Below are 20863 nucleotides of genomic sequence, written 5' to 3'. Positions count from 1 at the left end.
GATTACTCCACGAAGAAGGTGTAGAGGCCGTTCGCGCCGAATTCGGCGAGAGTGGAGTCCCCTTCGGGGAACGAGACCTCTTCAGGCTCGGGTCCGGACCGGAACGCCCAATCGACGGCCTTCCAATCCCCGTTCTCCCACTCCAAGGTCACCGTGGTCGTGGACCAAACCGTGAGGACGCTGATCTTGCCCGTGCCGCTCAGATCGCTCTGGCTCGCCGAGACTGCCCACACCGACACCACCGCACGGTCATCCGAGTAGTCCGTGACGTTGACCAGGACCGGGATGTTGTTCATCACGGTGTCTTCGGAGTGCGAGACGTTGTCCTCGACAATGGCAATCAAAGCATCGCTGGCGCCGTCCCCGACAAGGTTGTTTTTCAGGTCGGCGGCGGTCACCCGGCCGAGGGCGATCTGGCTCACTGCCTGCACGAAGTTGGCGGCCGCGGTCTGTGCTCCGGCCTCGGTGTGGTCGTAGCCATGCGGAACACCGTTGGTGATCGAGTTGGGGCCGTGCCCGGTCCGCACCGTGTCGGACTCCGAGCTACCGCCGCTCAACCCCGCGAGAATGATCCCGAGGATCGTCACCACGAGCAGGATCACCAGGCCGTACTTGAACCATGAGGGCAGTCTGCCGAACGCCGCCTTCCATCCTTTGGTCTCTGCCGTCTTCGCCGAGGATGTCGGCGTCGGTACTGCTGTTGCCGGGGGCGATTGCTGGGAGCCCGGCTTGATCGAGCTGAAATCGGGTGCCATCTGATTCTCCTAACAGTGCTGGTAGATCGGCTATTAGCCGTTGACGACGAACAAGATGGCGCCGACGATGATCCCGGCTCCGGCCACGCAACCGAACGCCACGCCAGCGGTCTTGGCCGAATCCATCGAATCGCTCAATTCGCTCTGGTAGCCCCCGGCGCGAGCCTTACGGATCTTGTAGAGCGAAATGATCAGGTTGACTGCGGATACCGCCAGGACCGCACCCCAGATACCGCCCGCAATCCGCGACCAGGTGCTCTGGAACGTAGGACCGAACACCCCCAGATCAGGGGAGATTCCGTCGAGTGGATTGTCGGTCTGAGCCGAGGCGGTACCGGCGGTGAGCAACACCGTGCCGATCGTGGCCGACAGCAGGGACGCAGCACGGGCCACGCTACGAGGTAGCGACCGCATCGAGGTATTGCGAGACATCACAGGGGTCCTTAAGTTCGTAGGTGCAGTTACTTCGTGAGAGTTACGTTGAGCTGTAACCCGGGCGGGCCGGGCGAGGCTGCATAAGGTTTGCCCACTCTCGAGTGGGGCTTGAAAGGACTGGCCACCCGACCTGTCTGGACACCTCGGACCGCTGATTGAGATCTGCGCATGATCGCTTGTTTAAGGAAATGCCGGCGGAGGCGTCCATCGGGGCCAGGCCGGAACACAAGCGAAAACGAGGAAATCCGATGACCGGTTCGCAACTGTGGGCAGGAGTCGACGTCGGCAAAGAACACCACTGGATATGCGTACTCGACACCTCCGGGACGGTGGTGCTCTCGCGGCGATGCGACAACGACGAAGCAACGATCCGTGCGGTGATCACCGAGATCGACGCACTCGCCGAGACGGTGTCGTGGACGGTGGATCTGACCACCGCCTACGTCACCTTGTTGCTGACTGTGCTGGCCGACGCCGGGAAACCGGTGCGCTACCTGTCCGGACGTTCGGTGTGGCAGGCATCGTCGGTCTACCGCGGCGGCGAAGCCAAGACCGACGCCCGCGACGCCCGGGTGATCGCCGATCAGTCCCGGATGCGGTCGGACCTGCCCGTTCTGCGTCCCGACGACGAGTTGATCCGTGAGCTGCAGATGCTCACCGGCCACCGCACCGATCTGGTCGCCGACCGTACCCGGACCATCAACCGGCTGCGTCAGCAACTCGTCGCGATCTGCCCCGGCCTCGAACGCCTCGCGCAGATCTCCTCGGACCGGGGCTGGGTGGTGCTGCTGGCCCGCTACCAGCGACCGAAAGCGATCCGCCGTGTCGGTGCGGCCCGACTGGCCACGATGCTCACCGGGGCCGGGGTGCGCCACGCCGAATCGATCGCCCGGGCCGCGGTCACCGCTGCGAAGGCGCAGACCGTGCGGTTGCCGGGGGAAGATGTCGCTGCCGAACTGGTCGCCGAATTGGCGCAGGCGGTGATCGATCTCGACGCACGTATCAGGGCCGTGGACGCGGAGATCGAGGCCCGATTTCGCCGTCACCCTCTGGCCGAAGTGATCCTGAGCTTGCCGGGTATGGGATTCCGGCTCGGCGCCGAATTCCTTGCCGCAGTCGGTGACCCCGCCCTGATCGGATCGGCCGATCAGCTCGCTGCCTGGACCGGGTTGGCGCCGCGACCCAGGGATTCGGGTAAACGCACCGGGCGTCTGCACACCCCTCAGCGCTACAGCAGGCGCCTGCGCCGGGTGATGTACATGTCGGCGTTGACCGCGGTCCGTTGCGATCCTCGATCCCGCGCCTACTATCAGCGCAAACGTGCCGAAGGTAAGCGTCCCGTCCAGGCCACGATCTGCCTGGCTCGGCGGCGCGTGGACGTTCTCTACGCTCTGCTCCGCGACCACCGCACCTGGCAACCGACCGTGCCGGTCACCGCGGGGGCGGCTTGACAGGATCATTGAGAGTCCTTTCACACAGAAGGTCAGGCGTAGGGATCGAAGCTCGACGGCTTCGGTGGTTGCGGCCGTCGGGCCGGGGCCGGCGGTTGGTGCACCTCAGCAGCGGATTCGCTCGAGGCGTCCGGTTCGGGGACCGCTTCCGCCGCCTCGGCGGTGGGCCGGTAGTCCAGGGGCAGGTCCCTGGCCGGGTCCGTCTCAGGCACCCGGACAGCAGGAGCGGCAGCGGGTTCCACTACCGGGGCCAGGGGCGGCTCAGCTGCGGGAACCGACTCGGGAGCCGGGGCCGGCCGGGGCGCTACGAAGCTCGGAACGTCCGCCGCGAACGTCGGCGGATTCGGCTCCGGGGCGACCGCCGGAGCCGGTACCCCCTGCTGCCGGAATCCGGCCTGCCGCTCGACGATGGCCTCGGCCAGCGCATCGGTCACCATCGCCGCGACATTCGTCCACGCGATGATCGAACTCTGCGACAACGCCTCGAGCGTGATCCGCTCACCGGTGGCGAAGACCGGCTCGAACGGGACCCGAACGTAGGTCTGCACACCGAGAGAGTCGAACTCGTCGACAATCGCAGTTTCGAGGTTCGGATCGGACCCCGGCGTCGCGCACAGCAGCACGATCGCAGAGCGCAGCAGATGCTCGAACCCTCGCTTACGGAGGCCGTCGAGCATCGCGTAGGCGTGCTGCGCCATGTCCCGGCGCATCGGCAGCGGCACCACCAGCACGTCGGCGTGGCGCACCGCCCACTGCCATGCCCCGGCCTGCGGAGTGGTGGCTGTGTCGATGATCAGCAGGTCGCGATGGCGACGAAGCACCGCGCCCAACGCCGCGCACTCGTCCTCGCCGAGCATGTCGTCGTAGGAAGAATCGGTGTCCCCGGCCAGGATCTCGTCGTGGGTGGGCTGGAGCCGCAGATACGCCGCCAGCTCCCCCGCCTCGACGTCGGCCGACATCAGCCGCGATGCGTTGTCGAGGACATCCCACACCGTGCGTTCGATGGGTGCGGTGCGCGCTGCGCGAATGCCGAGGGTGCCGCCGGCCTCGCTCATATCCACCGCCACGACCCCGCGGCCGCGATGCTTACCGAGCATCGCTGCCAGCGCAATCGACGTCGGAGTTTTGCCGGCTCCGCCCTTGGTGTTGACCACAGCGACCGTGCCCGAACCCGGCAGCGTTCGCTGGATCGCTTCGACCGCCGCCCGGTGGCCGGTCTCTGCCGATGCCGCCTTCGGGGCCAGTTTCGTTCCCAGAGCTGCATTGATCCGACCCCGCCAACCCCACTGAGCAGGCTGGGAAAGTGCCGGTGAGGCGGCCTCGTCGAACAGTGCGCCGTGCCCGGTGGACGGCATTGTTGTCGGCGTGATCGGCTCGTCGACGGCCGCGAGAGCATCTACTCCGACCCCGTACGGATCGGCGATGTCCTCGGTTACAGGCTCGGGAGCCGGGGCCGGTTCGGGTTCGACAGCGGGACGGTTCGGGCGTAGCCGCAGCCGACGCGGGTCGATGGTCGGTTCGTGGTTGTAGTCAGCGATGTCAGCCATCACGCTCACCTCACAGGGTGGTGACGGACGAAACGCGCCATCCGTCGCCGTTGTCGGTCAGCACCACGGCGACGTACTGCACGTCTGTGCCGATCTCGGTGCCGCTGGAATCGGTGACCGTGCTGGTCACCTCGTACATGCCGTGATACTTCGTCGCGGTATTGGCCTGTCCCTGGTTGGGGACCTCCACCGCCACGGCGGTGACCGTCGCGCCCTGCGACGCCCACTGTGCCCACTCACCGCTGGCCTTGACCGGGATCTGCACATCGGCGCGGACCTGCGCGTCGAGTTCGCTGGTCAGCACGCCCAGATCGGCGGCCCGCACCGGCGCGTCGTTGCGATTGGTGTCGGTACGGGTGTCATAGGAGAACCAGGTCCCAACGACCGTGCCGCCGAGCTCGCCCGGATCGGAGGTGTCCACACTCGGTGCCGCCGGAGCGGGGGTGGACTGCTCGGTGGGTGCAGCCGGTTCGGTGGGAGGCCATGCCTCCGTCGACGACGGCTGTGCCGACGAGTTCGTAGTGGTCTGATCCTGGTCGGTCTCGGAGCTGCATCCGGCCACCGTTAGGGCTCCGGCGAGGACACCGATCAGTGCCAGTCGGCGGATCATTCGGCCACCACCAGATCCGACAGGCGGATCGCCCGCCATTCGCCGTAGCCCGGTTCGAGGCACCACTGCTCGGCCGGATTGCCCGTCGGCGTCACCTCAAGATCGAGGATGACCTGCTTTTTTGCCGCGAGATCGGCCAGTTTCACCCCGTCGATGCGTTCACTGCTCACCCGCAGACGCAACCGAACCGCCTCGACCTCGAGGTGGTCGCGGACTTTCGCAGCGAGGAACACGGCTTTACCGGCGCTGGCCTCATCCGCCGAGTCCTGATCGCCGGGCCGGAAGATCCGATCGTCCTTGTGGAACGAGCCGTACCAGGCGACATCGCTGGTGTCGGCATCGCCGACGACGGCGAACGAGCCACGTTCGTCGCCGGCCGAGGCCAAGGACACCACCGGAGCCGACGCGGCGGCCGCGGCCAGCTTCTCGGCCCGTTCACGCTGCTCGCGTTCTCGCAGGACGTCGTAGTCCACATCGAACTGCTTGTAGAGCTCGCGCTTGATCTTCGGCCACTGGGTGCGCGTCATCAGGTTGTTCTCCGCAGCCCAAGCCCGCAGGTCCGAGGCCGTCATCGCCTGGACTGTCCGGGTCGATCCGAGGGTGCGGACGGCCGATTCCGCCTTGTCCCACTCTTCGCTCACGGTGTGATGTTTCCTTCCTGGTGTGTCATCGTTTCCGATGTTCTGGCGTATGAAATCCGTTGTGCATCAACCAAATCGAATGGCTCTGACCTGCTTCGGGGGCGTCCATTCGGTGATCCGGACCTTCTCGCCGGACTGGGGTGCTTCGACGACTTTGTTGTCCCCCATCCAGATCCACACGTGGCCGGGGTAGGGCTGCACGATGTCTCCGGGTTGCAAGTCCGTCGCCTTGGTTACGGGCGTCCCTCGGGGATCGTTGACCTGAGCGGAGTCCTGGTGTGGCAGAACAATTTTTCCGTCCGTAGCCTGCGCCACCGCGTACACGACCAGGCCCGAGCAGTCGAAGCCGACCTTGTTGTGGTCGCCGTGCTCATCGGCGACACCGCCATCGGCGATGCCGCGAGTCGGGCCGGTGGCATCCCCGCCGCCCCAGGCGTAATCGGTGCCCAGCCATCCGAGTGCTGCATCGACCACCCGCGAACCGCTCACCGACGGCGGCCGAGGCTGGTCGACACCGGCGAAGTCAGCGCGGCCAGCCAGGATGGTGCGGACGTAGCTCGTGGTCTCCGCGTTGCCGCACACCCCGCCGGAAGCGAGTGTGTTGCCCGGCCCGCAGTTGTAGGCCGAGAGCATCAACTCGGTGCCGTCACCTGAGACTTTCCCCTCGCGGAGCCACTGCTGCGTCTGCTCCCACATCTGGCAGTCGTAGTCGGCCATGGCCATCACCGAGTCACCGATGGAATTCACGTCGGCCACGCCGTCACCGTCGTAGTCCTGACCGATCGAGGCCCAGGTCGCGGGCATGAACTGTCCCGGCCCGCGTGCCCCCGCCGGAGACACCGGCGAGGAGGGGCCGTAGCGGAACTGGTTCTCGGCGTAGAGCTGGGAGGCCAGTAGAGGAGCGTCGATCGCCTCGCAGGTCTGAGCCGCCTTGACGATCCACTCCCGGAACTCCTCGGGGACCGATCCCGGCGCGAGGGAGCGTCCGCCGGGGCGCGTCAGGCCGGTGCAGCCGGCACCGAGCGAAGTCTCGGCCGCGACCAGCTGCACATTCGGCGAGGTCGGACGCTGTTGCAGGGCGTCGAGTTCAGCCGCATCGGCCAGCCACGGCATCGGGTCGATCGGAGATCCGCCGTCGAGTCGGCCCCCGGGCCAGACCTCGAAATGCAGGTGCGGTCCGGTCGAACCTCCGGCGTTGCCGACCAGGCCGATCAGATCCCCGGCGCGCACCTCGTCACCGACAGAGACGAGAACACCGTCCGGGAACATGTGCCCGTAGACCATCGAGATGGTCGACCCGTCCGCGGTGGCCGAGTCGACGATGATCCAGTTGTCGAAACCGTTCTCATCGCTCGCGCCGGAATCTCCTGCTGCAACAACGATTCCGTCGATCGGTGCATAGAAGGGCGTACCGATCGGTGCTGCCAGGTCGATGCCGTTGTGCGAGGTACCCCAGCGCGGGCCGAAACCGGAGGTGAACGTGTAGGTGCCGGTGACCATCGGCTGCACCTTCTTGCCGGTGGCAGCACGCAGGTTGTTCGGTGACCGGGACGGTCCCTGCGTCGGCAGGCAGTTGTCCGGATCGGGATTGTCGCTGCCGCACATCACCAGCGCACCCATCAGGGCCACGACGCTGGCTGCTAGCGAAATTTTCGTCGTCGAAGAAGCCACGTTCTCACCCCCTTTGCATGAGTGCTTGTCGCTAGCCCGCCCAGGCCATGCACGTGAGTGACTTCGCATCCGCCCGCCCGAGGTCGGATGTCGCGTTAGTGGAAGGCTCCCGGTCCTGGCAGCGGCACCACCCGCTGACCAGGACCGCCCGGCGTCAGCCGATCGCCTTGGCGAAAACGTTCACCATCGTGTCGATCGCGTTGTCCTTCCCATCCGGGGACCAGCTCGGATACGCAATGTGCGAGTTCGAGGCGTAGAAACTCGCCGCGGTGAATCCTTCGGCCACCAGCTGCCCCAGCTCTGCCGCACCGTCACTACTCGCCAGCGTCATCACCGATTGGCCCAGGCCGGCCAGATCACTGTCCTGTGCCTGCACCGCCATCAGCGAGCCGATCGGATCGCCCGGATCGTGCAGTTGATCGGGACTCATCTTCTGGCCCGGGGTGAGCACGCCGAGAGCCACCTGCGCCAGCTCCACCGCCACCGGCATCAGCCGAGACAGCTCGAGCACGTTCCCGCTTTCGGCCACCGACCAGGCGATTTCCTGAATCTCACCGACATTGCGGGCCAAGCGAATCACATCGACGTTGCCGAGCAGATCGAGCACCAGCGCGGCGATCGCGGCCGTGCCGGACGGGTCCGGAACCATCGCCACCAGCCGCGAGAGTGTCTTGAAATCCACCCCGGCAGCCATCTTCACCAGCGGGGAGAGCTGATTGTTCAGATCCCCCGCGACCGCGTGCGCTCCGTGCACATCGCCGGTGGCAATCTTGATCGGAAGCTGCTGCAACCCGGCCGCCACCGCCGGATAGTCGACCGAGGTCACGCCGGAGACGACGCCCAGCAGTTGATTGATGATCGTCGTCGGCTTGGCCACCGAAAGCACCTGCGTTGCCGTCCGCAACTCCACCGGACCCGAGGCCGCCAACGGCGACAGGCCCGCGACCAGCGCATCTGCCGACTCTGCCAGCGTCGACACATCGATCGACTCGCCCGAGGCCCGTGACTTGAGCAAGGCCGTGCTCACGCCGGTCACCGCTTCGGCGGCCGACAACACTGCCGGGACATCGACCTGCTCGAGCATGTCGAGCACGCCCGCCGTGGTCGCCTCCGGCGATCCCTCGGGAGCCGAGGTGAACGTCTCACGCGCGCCCGGATTGCTGTCGATCCACTCTCGCGCCTGGTCGATCGGCGTCAAAGTCTCCGACACCAGCCGCGCCTGCTGCGTCATGCGGGCGATGTTCGCCGCTGAGGTGGTCGACGTCGGACCAGCGGCATCGAGCGACGACACCGACTCGGCCAGCTGCGAGGCTGCCCCGAACACCGCCGACAGATCCGCGTTGCGCCAGGTCCCCGGCGAGGACAGCTCATCGACCAGGGAGGATTGCGCCACTGTCGACGTGCCGGTGATCGTCGGAGTCTGGGGTGATGCAGTCGAGGCGAGTTCGGCAGAAACGTCGACCGCTCCCGGCGGATTGGCGATGATCCGGCCCAGAGACGCCAGGAACGGCGTCGACTGGCCATCGGTGTTGCAGTACGCATCGTCCGGGTGGCAGATGTCGAACACCTTGCCCGCGAGCTTGCCGAACCCTTCTGGGGCCGGCCCAGCGATGCCCTGACCGCTCAGGGGCGGGCCGATCAACGTTGCGCCCTCGGTGCCCCGCTTCGGATTAGCGAGCAGAATCACCGCCTTGACCTGCTGCGGAGTGACGGGGCCGAGACCGTGGCCGATGTTGACGGCCAGATCGTTGCCGATCTGCGCGCCCTGGCTGTACCCGGCGATGAGGTACTTCGACGACGGGCACCGTTCCATCAACTCCGCTGCCGCTTTGTCGCCCCGCGACTTCGATTCGGCATAGGACGTGCCGTTGAAGAACGCCTCGCCCGGATACGGCACGTACACCACGTCGAGGTTCTTGCCGAACCGTTGCTCGAGTGCGTCACCGACCGCCGCGAGCATGCCCGTCGGCACGGTCGGATCAGCATGAGCGGACGTTTCCGTCGTGCCGGGAATCATCAGCGCGATCGTGCGCGCACACCCGTTCGTCTCCGCTGCGTGAGCAACTGTCGGTGTGCTCACCGCGGCCGCGGTGGTCACTGCTGCCGCTGCCAGAGCGAGACTTGCTTTCCTCATGCCCCGACCTCTTCGATGGAGCGGATCATCACTCGGCCGTCCTCGGCCGTGGTCGTTGTGATGCGCTGTTTGAACTCGTTGCGCCGATCCGGGCGGACCTCGGTGATCTGCGCGCTGTAGGTGTTCGGCCCGATGGCCGTGACCTCGAGGCAGTGCGTGGTCCCCAGCGGCACGGTGTCGATGCCCTGCTGGATCATTGCCGCTTCGGGCAACGGCGCATCAGGGGCCATCAACTCCCGCACCGACTCACCCGAACGCAGCAGGTAATAGCGGTGTTCGAGCGCCGCGATCACCCCTTCGCCGGAGAGTTGGTCACCCTCGCCAGGCGAGCACGGATCATCTGCCGCTGCCGCGGCCGCGGTCGGCGCAGCGGTTGCGGTGTCCGGGACCAGGCCACCGAAGTCCGCGTCGTCGTCACCGCCGCCGACGAAAGCGGTGATGCTCCAGCCGGCCAGTCCCACGACGGCCACGGCCGCGAGGCCGAGGCCGGCATAGGTCAGTCCCTTCCCGGCAGGGCGGCGCGTGGTCACCTGCGTGGTCGGGTGAGTGGCGCGGCGACCGGCATCGGCCGCCGCGACCACTCGAGACGCCGACTCACGGGTAGACGCGGTTCTCCCGGAGGAAAAGCGCTCTTCGGCCACCGGTACCGACACCGGCACCGACTCCCGAACCATCCGGGTGCGAGGTGCGGTCGCATCGAGCACCCGAGGTGAGCCCGCTCGGTCGTTCCGCTTCATCGGTTCGTCTCCCTCTTCGACTGGACTCAGGCGTCGACTGCGGGTGCGGGCGTGCCGAGACCCAGACCGACCGCCTCGCTGACCAGGCGCGATGCCAGCCCCGGCGTCGCGTCGGTGAAGAACGAGTCGAGTGCCTGGTCGACCTGTTCGATGACCTGCTCGCCGCCGGGCTGTGCCTGAACGAAGTCGCGGACCTGCTCATCGATCGCAGGTGCGGTCTCGGTGGCGAAGGTCTGCACAGCGTCGGCAGCAGCCGCACCGATGGGATCCTCCGACCACTGCGCGAGCGTGGTGTCGACCTGTTCGGTGACCTGTTCGGCCTCGATATCGGGCACCTCGGTCTCGATCGGCGTGGCATCCTCGCCCGCGCCGTAAGCCGTGCCGACCCCGTACCCGGCCAGACCGCCGCCGAGTGCGCCGAGTCCGCCACCGACCGCGCATCCGACGCCGAATCCGGCCGCCGCACCAGCGGCGGTAGCGGCAACGCCCGAGGTCACGGGAGCAACCCCCGGAATCGGCAGGGGCACCATCGTGCCTGCTCCCGCCCCGACGATGCCCGCGACCGTGCCCACTGCCAGTGCGGTCGGGACACCAGCCGCGAGGCAGCCGGTGCCGAATCCGGTCGCTGCACCTACAGCCGTGCCTGCGACCTGGGCCGAGGCGATCTTTTCGGCCTCTTCGGTCTCCACGCCGGTCGACCGGTGGTAGTCGGTGACCATCGCCTCGACCACTGCGGTCGTGCGATTGGTCTTTTCGGCATCGACGTCCGAGACCCAGTTCGGCTGGTCGAAGATCACCCGGCCGAAACGCATCTTGTTGACCGGAGCCTCGATCGGCAGGGTCGGGCCTTCGACCACGACCGGCGCCTGCGGAGCAGGAACGCTGTAACCGGAGTAGCCGGAGTAGACGGAGTTGTCGCCGCCCGAATAGCCGTTGTACTGCGCCATCGACACACCGCCGCCGGTCTGCGGGTTGTAGGCGCGGGTGCCGCGGTTGTACTCGGCCGGAGGCGCTACCCAGAAGTTCTCGGCGGGCTGTGGATCAGGAGCCGAGGGTGCAGGAGCAGAAGTCGAGGGGGGCGTGGAGGTGATGCCCGCCTGCCCACCACCGGACTGCGGCGGGGACGTGATGCCCGCCTGCCCGCCGCCGGAGTCGCCGGTCGGCGCTGCTGCTGCCGTCGGCGCAAAAGCAATGAGCAACCCGGCTGCCGCCGGTGCCAGAGTCGCGGTGCTGAGCACCGCACTGGTCGTTCGGCGGCGCCGGTGTCTGCCGGTGCCGGAAACCAGCTGATCTTCGTTGGATACGGACATGTACATCGCCTTTCTGCGAATGAATCGAATCCCGAATGCGTGAAGGACCTGAGCGAGACAGGGATCCGTCAGGGCCGAGAAGATCGGGTGGTCACCACAGAGAGGTAGTCCGCTTGTGCACGTGTCGGCAGCGCCGGCTAGGTGCGGGAACGCTGCTGCCCGGCGCGCACAGTCGAGTAACGCCAGAGCAGCAGCGCCCGACAAGGAAGTGGGCTCTCGTCCGTAGTGACCTGGTGCCCGAGCTTGCGTAGTCAGCCCGGATGGGTTGTTACGTAGGTGGTTCAACCCCGGATACGTGACACCGACGCCAATCACTGACACGTGTCCGGGGGTTTCCCTTTGCCGGTGGCCTCACCGTGGCTCGCGCTGATTGCCGGGCCAGACGCTCCTCGGCTCAGCTGATCGTTACCCCCTTCCCCACAAAACCCTTCATTGAAACTCTATTCCGGAATACTACAGCAAAATCTATTACAGTGGAAGATGACGCAAGCCATTCCTGTAGGGCAGTGTTATGGCTCGTGGAAAGGTTTCGGGCATGACGAGACGGCCTCTTCGGGGATTCGACCGCGAGAGGCTGATCGATCTGCGGACGGAGAAGGGTTACACCCGTGGTGACCTGGCGAGATTTGCCGAAGTGAGCGTGGCGGCCGTGCGTGCCTGGGAATCCGGGCAGGCGACCCCGCAGGTGGACCGTCTGGCCCGTGTCGCTGCCGCCCTCGACGTTCCGATGTCCGAGCTGGTGCGGATACCCCCGCACGACCGGTATCTGGGCGATCTGCGCGTCCAGGCCGGCCTGACCCAGCCCCAGCTGGCGCTGCAAGCAGGCATTTCCACAGCCTCGCTCAGCAGCCTCGAGCTGGGGGAAACCGTACTGCGAGAGCCGGTGGCCGAACGACTGGCCCAAGCTCTGGAAGTGGACACAGCCGAGGTCCGCGCCGCCTACGAACGGACCCGAACCCGGCCGCCGGGCGCACCCGTCTGACACGCGCGACACGCTGTGTGTCGACGCACGACAAATACGGATCACCACGTCTAATCTCTCCCCCCGCAGAGATAGCAGCCCGCCTCGCGCGGGCATGCGGAGGCGGCCGAAACCGGCTGTGCTACATCCAGGACCGAGTGGACAAGCCCCGGGAAATCCCCACAGAAGGGGACGCGGAAGACAAATTACCAGACCACGGCAGATAGTCCGGGGCCAACCTACCTGCCCGACATGCCCCGATCAGAACCCTGCAAATCCTCTGTGAGCAAATCGAATTCGTCCGGAATCGTTGAAACTCGAACGAGCACGAGACGGTCACTGAGTGGACCGGGATACGGGCTGATCGACAAATGCGCTGCTTGCCAACCTGATTCCGAACGCAGACGGGCGCGGACGCACCGAGAAGCGGTATTACCCGAACGGAACGTTGCCAGCGCGTCGGCCAGTACATGCCGGTCGTCGGGATGCACGATCTCGTTTCCACTCTTGATATTTCGCCAGAACACCCATGGCGGAGCGTCCGGTAGCCACATCACCAGAACCGCGAGGTCGGCGACAAAGACACCGGTGTAGACCTCCGCAGACCGCAGCATCTCCTGCATTCCCAGCTCGCTCAGTGTCGGCAACTCCGGTGACGTCGTATCGGAGACGTCGTGCCACAGCAGCCGCAATCCCACGTTGCCCGGATCAGTGCACCCCTTGCCCCAGCAGTACCAACGCATCACCCGACCGTCCGCGTGCAGAACCGATACGGGAGCCGCCCACCGACGACCATGCACCGGCTCGATGCTCAGCTCGAACAACGACGCCGAATCATCGAATTTCACCGCATTGGCGATGTACTCCGCCGGAGTTCGCTCCGGCACGTGCTCCTCAGGGAGCACCCCGGACATCATCGATGCTTCGATCGTCTGACCGATCACCATCCGCTCGAGATTCCACGCAATCCCGGCTGCGATCCGAGGCGGGCCGGGGACCCGGCCGGACTCTCCCACCCACACCTGGACGCCGTGTGCCTCCCCACTCGGGCCGAGAACGGGCAGCGCTTTGATGTGGAACGCCTTCTGCGCTTCCTTACGTGAGCACAGATCGATCGTGACCGGACGACGAGTGCGAACCACTTCGTCGACGATCGGCGTGACCGGAAGGTCCGGAGCCGGCTGAACATGCCGGGTCACCGACGCCCAATCCTTGACCGTGCCGCCGCAGCTGACAACGGACATCTCACCGTCTACCAACGTCTCGACCAGATGCCACTCGTTGAGAATCACGATTAACTTATAACCTCCCCAGCCGTAGGCACAGTGCAGCTGCCCCAGGGAACCTACCTGCCGACTACTCCTTTCTTCGAAGCAAGCGCTGGCCCCTCCACCCGTGGCTCGTCCCGCAATAACCCCGGACGGAGCGACCACAGCTGCAGCACCCACCATCCGCAGTACACAACGCAGCTGGGGGTCCCGGCTCAGACCTATGCTGTCGTCCCACGAGTCGACACGCGCCACGCCGATTTACGGGGGTAACTGACATCCGCCCTCTCAGCCGCTAACCTGAGTCAGATTCAACGGGCCGATCTTGAAGAACGGGGGTTTACGCATGGCACAGCCGCACAAAGGCGACCGCGCTGCGATGACTCTACGTATCCCCGCTGAGCTGCACGAACAGCTCCGCAACGATGCCAAGGACGCCAAGGTCGCGCTGTCTCAGTACGTCGCCGACCTGCTCGCACTGCAAGCCGGTCGACCGGACCTTGCCCGCGAGATCAAGGCGGTGGCCGTGTAAACGTCACCAGCGAGGGGCCGCTAGCCGCCAACTAGACCGCCCTCAGATGCAGAAAACCCCCCGCCTGCCAAGCGAGGGGTCTTCCAAACCGAATATGTGACCGAGCCAGTCGCCAAACTCTCTCGGGCCACTCGAACTTTCTCACCAGAAAGTCTTCGTTATGCATATTAGCGAGCGCTGCTCGTTTGGGCCAACTTCCGCCTCAAATCACACACCCGCGTGTCGCCCTCAACGGAGCGCACACGCCGCTCGCGCTACTCCCAAGACCCGCCGTGGTCGCCGTCGCGGCAGCTACAACCTGCATGTTTCCGATGGTGCCTACTCCCCCATCCCCGTCTGGGACTCCCGCGCCGGATGGATGCGCCAGATCATCACCTTCGCCCGCAGCGAGACCGGCATCAAGATCTGCCACGAGCACCGCATCGCCCCGGACAAGTTCATCGCCGCCGCCAACGCTCACGCCGCTTACGCCGACGAATCCACCGGCCGCAGCCTCACCGCCGCCCGCGACACCCTCGCCGAATACGCCGGCATCAGCACCGACGTCCTCGACCGAGCCCGCCAGATCCTTCGCCGCATCGGAGCCGCCGTCGAACTCGTCCGCGGCCGCTACCTCACCATCGCCGAACGCATCGAAGCCAGCCTCACCCACGGCGGAAAGCAACTTCGCGCAGCTTCCGTGTGGGCCTTGACCAGCAAGTTCACTGCCACCTCTTCTGTTTATCCCCAGTTTCCGAATCATGCGGATCTACCGGAGAACCCTTTGGGTTCTACAGGTATCTCTCGTTCTCAAGTAATCACCAACGCGCGCGCTACGCGCCGCGCCCGAGCTTCCTCGAAAACCCCGGGCGGCCCACGACCCCTACACGCTCAGATCGCCGCAGCGCGCCTGGCCGACCGACTCGGTCCCACGATGCCCGAATACCGCGGCGTGGACCGGAATGGCCACTACGTCCCCGGAACCACCCATCACCACGTCGGAGCGATCGCCGACGCCCTGACCGCCGCAGGCATCGACACCACCCGATGGACCGGCGACGACATCGCCGACCAGATCACCGAGTTCCGCCGCGACCGCACCCTTCCACACCTGACGTCCCCGACCGCCTTCCTGCGCTGGCAGCTCCGCGCCCTCGCCGACGTGTGGTCAGGGCCTACCCCCACCGAGCGCCGCACTGAGATCCAGGACCGCCGCGCCGCCGAACGTCGCGCCGAACTCGACCGGCGTGCTGCTCACCCTCCGGCCAGCGACGACACCCGTGCCACCGCTCTCGCCGAGATCCGGCAGATACTGTTCCAGCGCTTGGGCATGCGCACCCGGACCCGCGGGGACCGCTTCGACCGGAACCACTACTGAAGAAATGCTCGCTCCGGTCAGCACCGCAGCGGCGAAGGGGAATCGAATCGTTTCACGCGGAAGCCGCTCCTACCCCTCGAGCTTGCGGGCATCATGCAATATCCGACCCACCGCTCCGATCGATATCTTCAGTTCCTCGGCGATCTCGCGGTACTTCATCCCCTGCTCGCGAAGTTCGACCACCTGCTTGCGTCGACGTTCTGCGCGTTCGAGGAATTGGTCTCGGGGTTCGGCAATCAGACGACGTGCAGTGCGCTCCGACGAGCCGAGCCGGCGTGCCAGTTCCTTTGCGGTGATCGACCGACGTTGTTGTGCCTGGGCGCTGCCACTCATTGCGCAAACTCCAATGCTGTCGCCAAATCGAACTTGGTGGCCCGCTTCCTGTTTGCTTCCCGTTTGGCGGAGCTCATGACCTTGCCCCCCTTGCTGCCACGTGCTGCCTGGCGCGCCCGGAACGTCCCCTCGTCGAAGTTACGCCAGATCCACTTGCCGATGGAGTACGCCGTGGCACGGACCTCGATGAAAGGAAGAGGGTCGGCGAACTCGCTGTTGATTCCGTGACAACGCTGAAGAACCAGTTGAAGCCACTGGTCGACGGTGTCATGACGATGGTGCCACCACTGTGGGTACGCCCACTTACGGGCAGTGTCGAACATCGTCACATTGCGGCCCAGACCCACGGAGCGGTCGGGCCGGCGCGGGGCCTGACGAGGTGTGTAGATGGTCGCCAGATCCCGCAACGAGTAGGGATCCGCTGGACCGTAAATGGTTTCCCATTCAGGGTGGATCGGGTTCTTGGTCAGCTGCCCACCGTAGGAGAAGTCCCCACCGACGGAGATACACAGACCTCGCTCGATGCGATGGGCGTAGCGCAGCGGAGTCAACCGCGCCGAGTCGGTACGGCAGACTCGATGATCGCCCAGCCACCAACCCAGGTGCGCCCGCCCGGAGGGAGACTGCGCGACCCAGCTCGGCGTCGGATGATCCGACGGTTTCTCGAACGCCCGCATCGCCGCATCGGGGTGGTCACAGTCGATGACGATCGATCCGAGCAACGCGTGTGGAGAGTGCTGGATGTAGCGCATCATCAATGCCTGGTCACGGCTCATTCGGTACTGACCGTGCTCGAGTTGGTTCGTCGCGAACGGCCGATGCGGCAGGAGCACCTCGTTTCCCCACTGCTCGTCAGTGAGAAGGGACTCCCCCACGGTTTCCATGCCGAGTACTGTGCACTACCAAGATCGACTATTCGGGTAGGACACGCCGAGCCATATACAGAGATTATTCGGGTAGGTCATGCCAAGCCATATCAGGTATCCGCCCCGGCAGCTCCCTTCCACACCTCGAACCTCTCCCCTCATGACAGAGTCGACGACACACGTACCGAAGTTACGATGAGAACCATGACCGGGAAGAAGCGCATGGCCTTCGACATCAGCGAAGCCGACGCCGACCGGATCCGCGCCGCCTACGTCGGCACCCGCGCCATCCTGCCCCCGGCCACCCTCAGCGAGTTCATCACCACCTTGCTGGTCGAGGCCATCGAACGCCTCGAAGCCGAACACAACGACGGCCGACCCTGGCGCACCCCCAGCCGCAGCGAACTCAAATCCCTCTCCCAGACCGGCGTCGGACGCAACGCCCCCGGCCACCCAGGAAAACAGGACCAGCAGCAATGACCGAGGCGTCACGCACACCGCGACTCAAACTCGGGTTCCACACCGACCAAGCCGAACGCATCCGCGCCGCCTACCTCGGCACCCGCGCCATCCTTCCGCCGAGCACCTTGAGCGAATTTCTCGAGGCAGCCGTCCTCGAGACAATCGAACGGCTCGAAACCGAACACAACAACGGCCGCCCCTGGGACGTCCCGTCCGCCGGAGAGATCAAATCCACTTCCCAGACCGGCGTCGGTCGATGGAACCGTGCTTGAAGCGACGGGACCGTAGTCTCCCGAACCCTTGAGAGCTGGCCCTGTCGACGCGACGGAACTCAATTGACGCCTTGCGCTGGCGATAATTCACTCCCACGGTGCTCTGACACTGAATGCCCAAATGAGAAGGGCCACTGTCGTCAGGCAGCACGTTGCAACAATCACGTACCCCCATCGGTCCGAAGCCTCGACACGGCTGTACCAAGCTGATCTGGTGGCCTTGACCTGGCCTTTCCGCATCGATGGCTCCTGCGCCGAAGGGTTCCGTACGTCTGTGGTCTGTGCCGAGGATCCGAATGCCTCTGCGATCTGCGGGAGCAAACACAAGATAAGCCCCAGTAGCAACGCAACCGATCCAATGCACACCAACCACAGGCCCCACCCAATCGAGGCGAACACGTCACCGGACTCGGCGAACATTGCGTTACCTCTGAACAAGTCGGTGAATCCGACCAGCGCGCATAAGGCTCCAGCGAGAAGCGCCACGATCAGCGGCACCGAAGAATTCCACGATGCACGCACCAGCAAGCCCGTTCCGGCAATTCCCGCAGCGATGAGGGTGAGCTTTCCGTCCGAGCTGTCAGTGCCACTGAAAGTGGCCGAGGCCAGCGGATTCTGCAGTATCCCCCACGGTCCGAGACTTCCGACGATCACGGCGATGCTCGCCATTCCGGCCACGACATACGCGGGTGTGTTCAATGTGGACATCGCGGTTGCGGGCGATGCTGATTCAGTCATGTAGTCCTCCGGTCACTGTGCGGTGATCATCGCGCATCCTTGGAATACCGTGTTTTGATCGTGGAGTGTTTCCGTCGCGACGAAACCTACCCACCGCTTTGAAGGACTACCTGACGTGAGCCCGATCGGGCCGCCCAGCTAACCGGACCGTCGACCTCAAAGAACGCGACATCGACCGACCGGCATACCTACCGCCGGGCCTCGGGGACCTCGCCACCACCGTTACGCAAGAGACGGGCCAACAGGGAAGGAAGGCCAGTCCTGCTCGCTGTGTGAGTCTCGACTTGCTCCAATCTCGCGGTCGCGACCAGTTACCTCGGCCGCAATTCTCAAGACAAGAACTCACCGTGACCTGAAACTCTCACATAAGAAACCACTTCTCATTTCATAGTTCCCATTGTTATTATGGACGCTATGATAGCGACGAAGTGCCATAAGAACGAGAAGAACTCGGAACCTGCCACCGTGACCGCCGTCAGCGGATCCATGTGGTTCGCAGGCGTGACCATCACCGTAGGAATCGGGGCGGCCGCGTTCATTCTCAGCTTCCTCGCACTGCGAGACCTGTGCATCCAGGCCGGCCAACCGAGAGAGATCGCCTTCCTGTTCCCCGTCATCGTCGACGGAACGATCCTGCAAGCAACGATGGGAGTCGTCTCCCGACGTCACGACCACCGGGCGCGACGATTCTTCTGGAAGATTCTCATCGGCGCCGCCACCGTCTCGATCGCAGGAAACGCGATCCACGCCGTTCTCACCACGACGCCGGGCTTCAACTCCGTTCTCGCTGCCGTGATCGCCACACTCCCGCCGATCTCACTGCTCGCGTCCACCCACGCGCTGACCGTTCTCGGCCGTCGCACCGCCGCGCCCACCGAGAGCCCCGCCGAGACTCACATCGAATCCGTGCCCGCGACACAGCCGCGCCGTGAGACCGCGAACGAGAACGCGACCGCATCCAAGACTCACGTCACGACCATCACTGAGAACCGTGCCGCAGCCAGGACTGCGAACGAGACCCCAGCCGCGCAACCGACTCGCACCGCGACCTCTGACGCTCTCACTCGACAGCTCGAGGTGCCACTGCCCCACCTACCCGGCGCGCACCTCGACGCCACCCGCATCCCGACCTTCCACTCCCACGAGGAACGTCGCGAGTGGGCACTGACTCGACGCCAGGCCGGAGTGGACGTGCCCGTCATCGCCCAAGAAGTCGACCGCTCCGTCGCCACCGTCTACCGATGGCTCTCCGAGGCCGACACCTCCGTCACCATCTGAGCATCACAAGACCATCGAAAAAAACAACTTTTCAGCTTCAAATCTGAATCAATAAAAGATCAGGCCGACATCAAAAAATGTCCACGTCTGATGCCTGCCAGCCTCACCTCGGCGTATCGAACTCGGGAATCGTCCCCGGATCGGTGCGCCGAGCCGCATTTGCGGCGTTGACCAGGGGCGATTCGCCCCCGGACCCCCTTCGGGTCGTCTCGGGTGTCGACGAGCAGTGTGCTTCGAGGGTCGGTGTGGCAGGCGGATCTTTGCCTCGTTGGTCTCGGGGCCGGTAAACGTATGCTCCGCGGCCGGCGGACGGTGCCGCCTCGCGCTGGCTAGGAGTGTGCCCCGGCTCGTCTGCCGTGAGCATCGGCTCTACCGATCCCCAGGGGCTCCGCCCCCGGACCCCTGTCCCTCCCTCCCAAGGTTCCCGCGCTCCGCGTGCACCGCGCCCGGTCACCCCGCACGGCCCTACCGGACCCGCCGACCACCGAGCAAGGGAAAACCCGCCCTTGCCCGGCAGTCACCGCGCCCGGTTCACCAGCGCAGCACCGACCGACCGAGGTACCCGCTCCACCACCGCCACCGAACCCCCGATACACCCGCAAAACCGCAGGTCATAGCCTAAAAACGTGTGACCGGCATCACCAGAAAAGCACCAAAAAATTAGCAACAAAACATCGAAAAAGCATCAAAACAGATGTAAACTAGAGTCATGACCAAGGAAGAGATCATCGCGAAGCTCCACAACCTCGGCCGCGACATCGATGCCCTGCTCGAGAAACATCTCGACCGGCAAGGGCATCTCCGTAGTCCTGGCCGAGTCCCGCGACACCAAGGCCGCCGCCCGTGCCGCAGGCATGACCGAGGACGAAATCAGCGCCGCAATCGAATCCGGCCTCAGCTGACCGACCACCCCGGAAGGAAAGACGCGATGACCACTCCCGCCCCCGTCCAGACACTCGAGCTTCCCGACCAGTGGTGCGACTACAACGGCTGCACCACCAAAGCCACCCACACCGACGGCGAGTGGGTCATGTGCCCCCACCACGAGGAACGCGCCTACCGGACCACCACCTACTGGCGGACGATCCTCCGCTGGACCACCCGCCCAGACCCCCACTGGCCTGTCTTCATCGCCGAGTACTGATCCACCCTCCGCGCCGGTGGGAGTCACCGCGACTCCCCACCGGCGCGCACTACCGACCCGAACAGGAAACGCGCACATGCTCACCATCACGCACACCCCCACAGCGGGCACGATCATCGACGGCACCAGCAAAGGCGACGGCACCGCCCCGATCCTCAAAACCGCAGGTTGGAAATGGGGACGCAGCATCACCGCCTGGTACATCCCCCACAGCCGCGACCGCGCCCCCCACCTCGCCCGCATCGAACACACCGCCGCCGCCCTGCGCGCCGCCGGACACGACGTCGAAACCGACATCGACACCACCCTCCGCGACGGCACCGACGCCCACCACGACCACAACGAGCGTCTGACCCACCGC

The 20863-nt window shown here is 65.3% G+C and carries 22 protein-coding genes and 1 pseudogene; 10 read left to right on the top strand and 13 right to left on the bottom strand.

Features of this window, described 5'->3' with window-relative positions; genetic code table 11:
- Positions 1 to 2: 2 nt before the first annotated feature.
- Positions 3 to 755, bottom strand: a complete 753-nt coding sequence (locus tag BLV31_RS23995; RefSeq protein WP_064061413.1) for a DUF8175 domain-containg protein — start codon at positions 753 to 755, stop codon at positions 3 to 5.
- A 33-nt stretch (positions 756 to 788) separates the two neighbouring features.
- A complete protein-coding gene (locus tag BLV31_RS23990; protein WP_225623901.1) occupies positions 789 to 1106 on the bottom strand; it encodes a hypothetical protein in 318 nt (105 codons plus the stop codon).
- A gap of 332 nt (positions 1107 to 1438) precedes the next feature.
- Between BLV31_RS23990 and BLV31_RS23985 the strand changes: the two genes are divergently transcribed.
- Positions 1439 to 2641: an IS110 family RNA-guided transposase gene (locus BLV31_RS23985; protein ID WP_064061412.1), complete on the top strand. Its 1203-nt coding sequence runs from the start codon at positions 1439 to 1441 to the stop codon at positions 2639 to 2641.
- A 32-nt stretch (positions 2642 to 2673) separates the two neighbouring features.
- Here the strand turns inward: BLV31_RS23985 and BLV31_RS23980 are convergent, their stop codons facing one another.
- The 7 genes from BLV31_RS23980 to BLV31_RS23950 form a co-directional block, all read right to left on the bottom strand.
- Positions 2674 to 4188 (bottom strand): MinD/ParA family ATP-binding protein, encoded by a 1515-nt coding sequence (locus BLV31_RS23980; protein ID WP_064061422.1) that lies wholly within the window; start codon positions 4186 to 4188, stop codon positions 2674 to 2676.
- Positions 4189 to 4198: 10 nt separating this feature from the next.
- Positions 4199 to 4798, bottom strand: a complete 600-nt coding sequence (locus tag BLV31_RS23975) for an RAD23 family protein (RefSeq protein ID WP_064061411.1) — start codon at positions 4796 to 4798, stop codon at positions 4199 to 4201.
- Positions 4795 to 5370 carry a hypothetical protein gene (locus tag BLV31_RS23970; RefSeq protein WP_248846279.1) on the bottom strand — a complete coding sequence of 192 codons (576 nt, stop codon included), beginning with the start codon at positions 5368 to 5370 and terminating at the stop codon, positions 4795 to 4797. The genes BLV31_RS23975 and BLV31_RS23970 overlap by 4 nt, the downstream gene beginning before the upstream one ends.
- A 135-nt stretch (positions 5371 to 5505) precedes the next feature.
- On the bottom strand, positions 5506 to 7110 hold the full coding sequence (locus tag BLV31_RS23965) for a peptidoglycan DD-metalloendopeptidase family protein (RefSeq protein ID WP_248846278.1): 1605 nt from the start codon (positions 7108 to 7110) through the stop codon (positions 5506 to 5508).
- 154 nt (positions 7111 to 7264) lie between these two features.
- Positions 7265 to 9208, bottom strand: a complete 1944-nt coding sequence (locus BLV31_RS23960) for a cutinase family protein (RefSeq protein WP_248846277.1) — start codon at positions 9206 to 9208, stop codon at positions 7265 to 7267.
- A gap of 32 nt (positions 9209 to 9240) precedes the next feature.
- The gene (locus BLV31_RS23955) at positions 9241 to 9774 is read right to left on the bottom strand and encodes a DUF8176 domain-containing protein (protein WP_248846276.1); all 534 of its coding nucleotides are present in this window, start codon (positions 9772 to 9774) and stop codon (positions 9241 to 9243) included.
- Between the two features lie 233 nt (positions 9775 to 10007).
- Positions 10008 to 11291 carry a hypothetical protein gene (locus BLV31_RS23950; RefSeq protein WP_064061421.1) on the bottom strand — a complete coding sequence of 428 codons (1284 nt, stop codon included), beginning with the start codon at positions 11289 to 11291 and terminating at the stop codon, positions 10008 to 10010.
- A 535-nt stretch (positions 11292 to 11826) separates the two neighbouring features.
- On the opposite strand from BLV31_RS23950, the gene BLV31_RS23945 reads away from it, so the two are divergent.
- Positions 11827 to 12273, top strand: a complete 447-nt coding sequence (locus tag BLV31_RS23945; RefSeq protein WP_064061406.1) for a helix-turn-helix domain-containing protein — start codon at positions 11827 to 11829, stop codon at positions 12271 to 12273.
- A gap of 218 nt (positions 12274 to 12491) precedes the next feature.
- On the opposite strand, the gene BLV31_RS23940 is transcribed toward BLV31_RS23945, so the two are convergent.
- Positions 12492 to 13700, bottom strand: coding sequence for a GAF domain-containing protein (locus BLV31_RS23940; protein WP_139193019.1), 1209 nt, complete (start codon positions 13698 to 13700; stop codon positions 12492 to 12494).
- Between the two features lie 166 nt (positions 13701 to 13866).
- Between BLV31_RS23940 and BLV31_RS23935 the strand changes: the two genes are divergently transcribed.
- On the top strand, positions 13867 to 14052 hold the full coding sequence (locus BLV31_RS23935) for a toxin-antitoxin system HicB family antitoxin (protein ID WP_064061405.1): 186 nt from the start codon (positions 13867 to 13869) through the stop codon (positions 14050 to 14052).
- A gap of 358 nt (positions 14053 to 14410) precedes the next feature.
- Complete coding sequence (locus tag BLV31_RS23930; protein ID WP_064061404.1) at positions 14411 to 15409, top strand: hypothetical protein; 999 nt, start codon at positions 14411 to 14413, stop codon at positions 15407 to 15409.
- 69 nt (positions 15410 to 15478) lie between these two features.
- Here the strand turns inward: BLV31_RS23930 and BLV31_RS23925 are convergent, their stop codons facing one another.
- Entirely contained in the window at positions 15479 to 15742 is a 264-nt protein-coding gene (locus tag BLV31_RS23925; protein WP_064061403.1) for a sigma factor-like helix-turn-helix DNA-binding protein, read from the bottom strand.
- Complete coding sequence (locus BLV31_RS23920; RefSeq protein WP_029547303.1) at positions 15739 to 16626, bottom strand: replication initiation protein; 888 nt, start codon at positions 16624 to 16626, stop codon at positions 15739 to 15741. The genes BLV31_RS23925 and BLV31_RS23920 overlap by 4 nt, the downstream gene beginning before the upstream one ends.
- Before the next feature lie 186 nt (positions 16627 to 16812).
- Between BLV31_RS23920 and BLV31_RS23915 the strand changes: the two genes are divergently transcribed.
- Complete coding sequence (locus BLV31_RS23915) at positions 16813 to 17088, top strand: ParB family protein (RefSeq protein WP_064061402.1); 276 nt, start codon at positions 16813 to 16815, stop codon at positions 17086 to 17088.
- Positions 17085 to 17342 (top strand): ParB family protein, encoded by a 258-nt coding sequence (locus BLV31_RS23910; RefSeq protein WP_064061401.1) that lies wholly within the window; start codon positions 17085 to 17087, stop codon positions 17340 to 17342. The genes BLV31_RS23915 and BLV31_RS23910 overlap by 4 nt, the downstream gene beginning before the upstream one ends.
- Before the next feature lie 87 nt (positions 17343 to 17429).
- On the opposite strand, the gene BLV31_RS23905 is transcribed toward BLV31_RS23910, so the two are convergent.
- Positions 17430 to 18080 carry a hypothetical protein gene (locus BLV31_RS23905; protein ID WP_139193018.1) on the bottom strand — a complete coding sequence of 217 codons (651 nt, stop codon included), beginning with the start codon at positions 18078 to 18080 and terminating at the stop codon, positions 17430 to 17432.
- 465 nt (positions 18081 to 18545) lie between these two features.
- Between BLV31_RS23905 and BLV31_RS23900 the strand changes: the two genes are divergently transcribed.
- The 4 genes and pseudogenes from BLV31_RS23900 to BLV31_RS23885 all read left to right on the top strand — a co-directional run.
- Positions 18546 to 19358, top strand: a complete 813-nt coding sequence (locus BLV31_RS23900; protein ID WP_248846275.1) for a DUF2637 domain-containing protein — start codon at positions 18546 to 18548, stop codon at positions 19356 to 19358.
- Between the two features lie 761 nt (positions 19359 to 20119).
- Entirely contained in the window at positions 20120 to 20260 is a 141-nt protein-coding gene (locus BLV31_RS23895; protein WP_254778519.1) for a hypothetical protein, read from the top strand.
- A gap of 26 nt (positions 20261 to 20286) precedes the next feature.
- A complete protein-coding gene (locus BLV31_RS23890) occupies positions 20287 to 20502 on the top strand; it encodes a hypothetical protein (protein WP_064061398.1) in 216 nt (71 codons plus the stop codon).
- A gap of 76 nt (positions 20503 to 20578) precedes the next feature.
- A pseudogene (locus tag BLV31_RS23885) lies at positions 20579 to 20863 on the top strand (DUF3560 domain-containing protein); the annotation flags it as partial.

Origin of the sequence: Rhodococcus pyridinivorans (genome assembly GCF_900105195.1) — a bacterium.
Classification (GTDB): Bacteria; Actinomycetota; Actinomycetes; order Mycobacteriales; family Mycobacteriaceae; genus Rhodococcus; species Rhodococcus pyridinivorans.
This window is presented reverse-complemented; position numbering and strand designations above follow the sequence as displayed.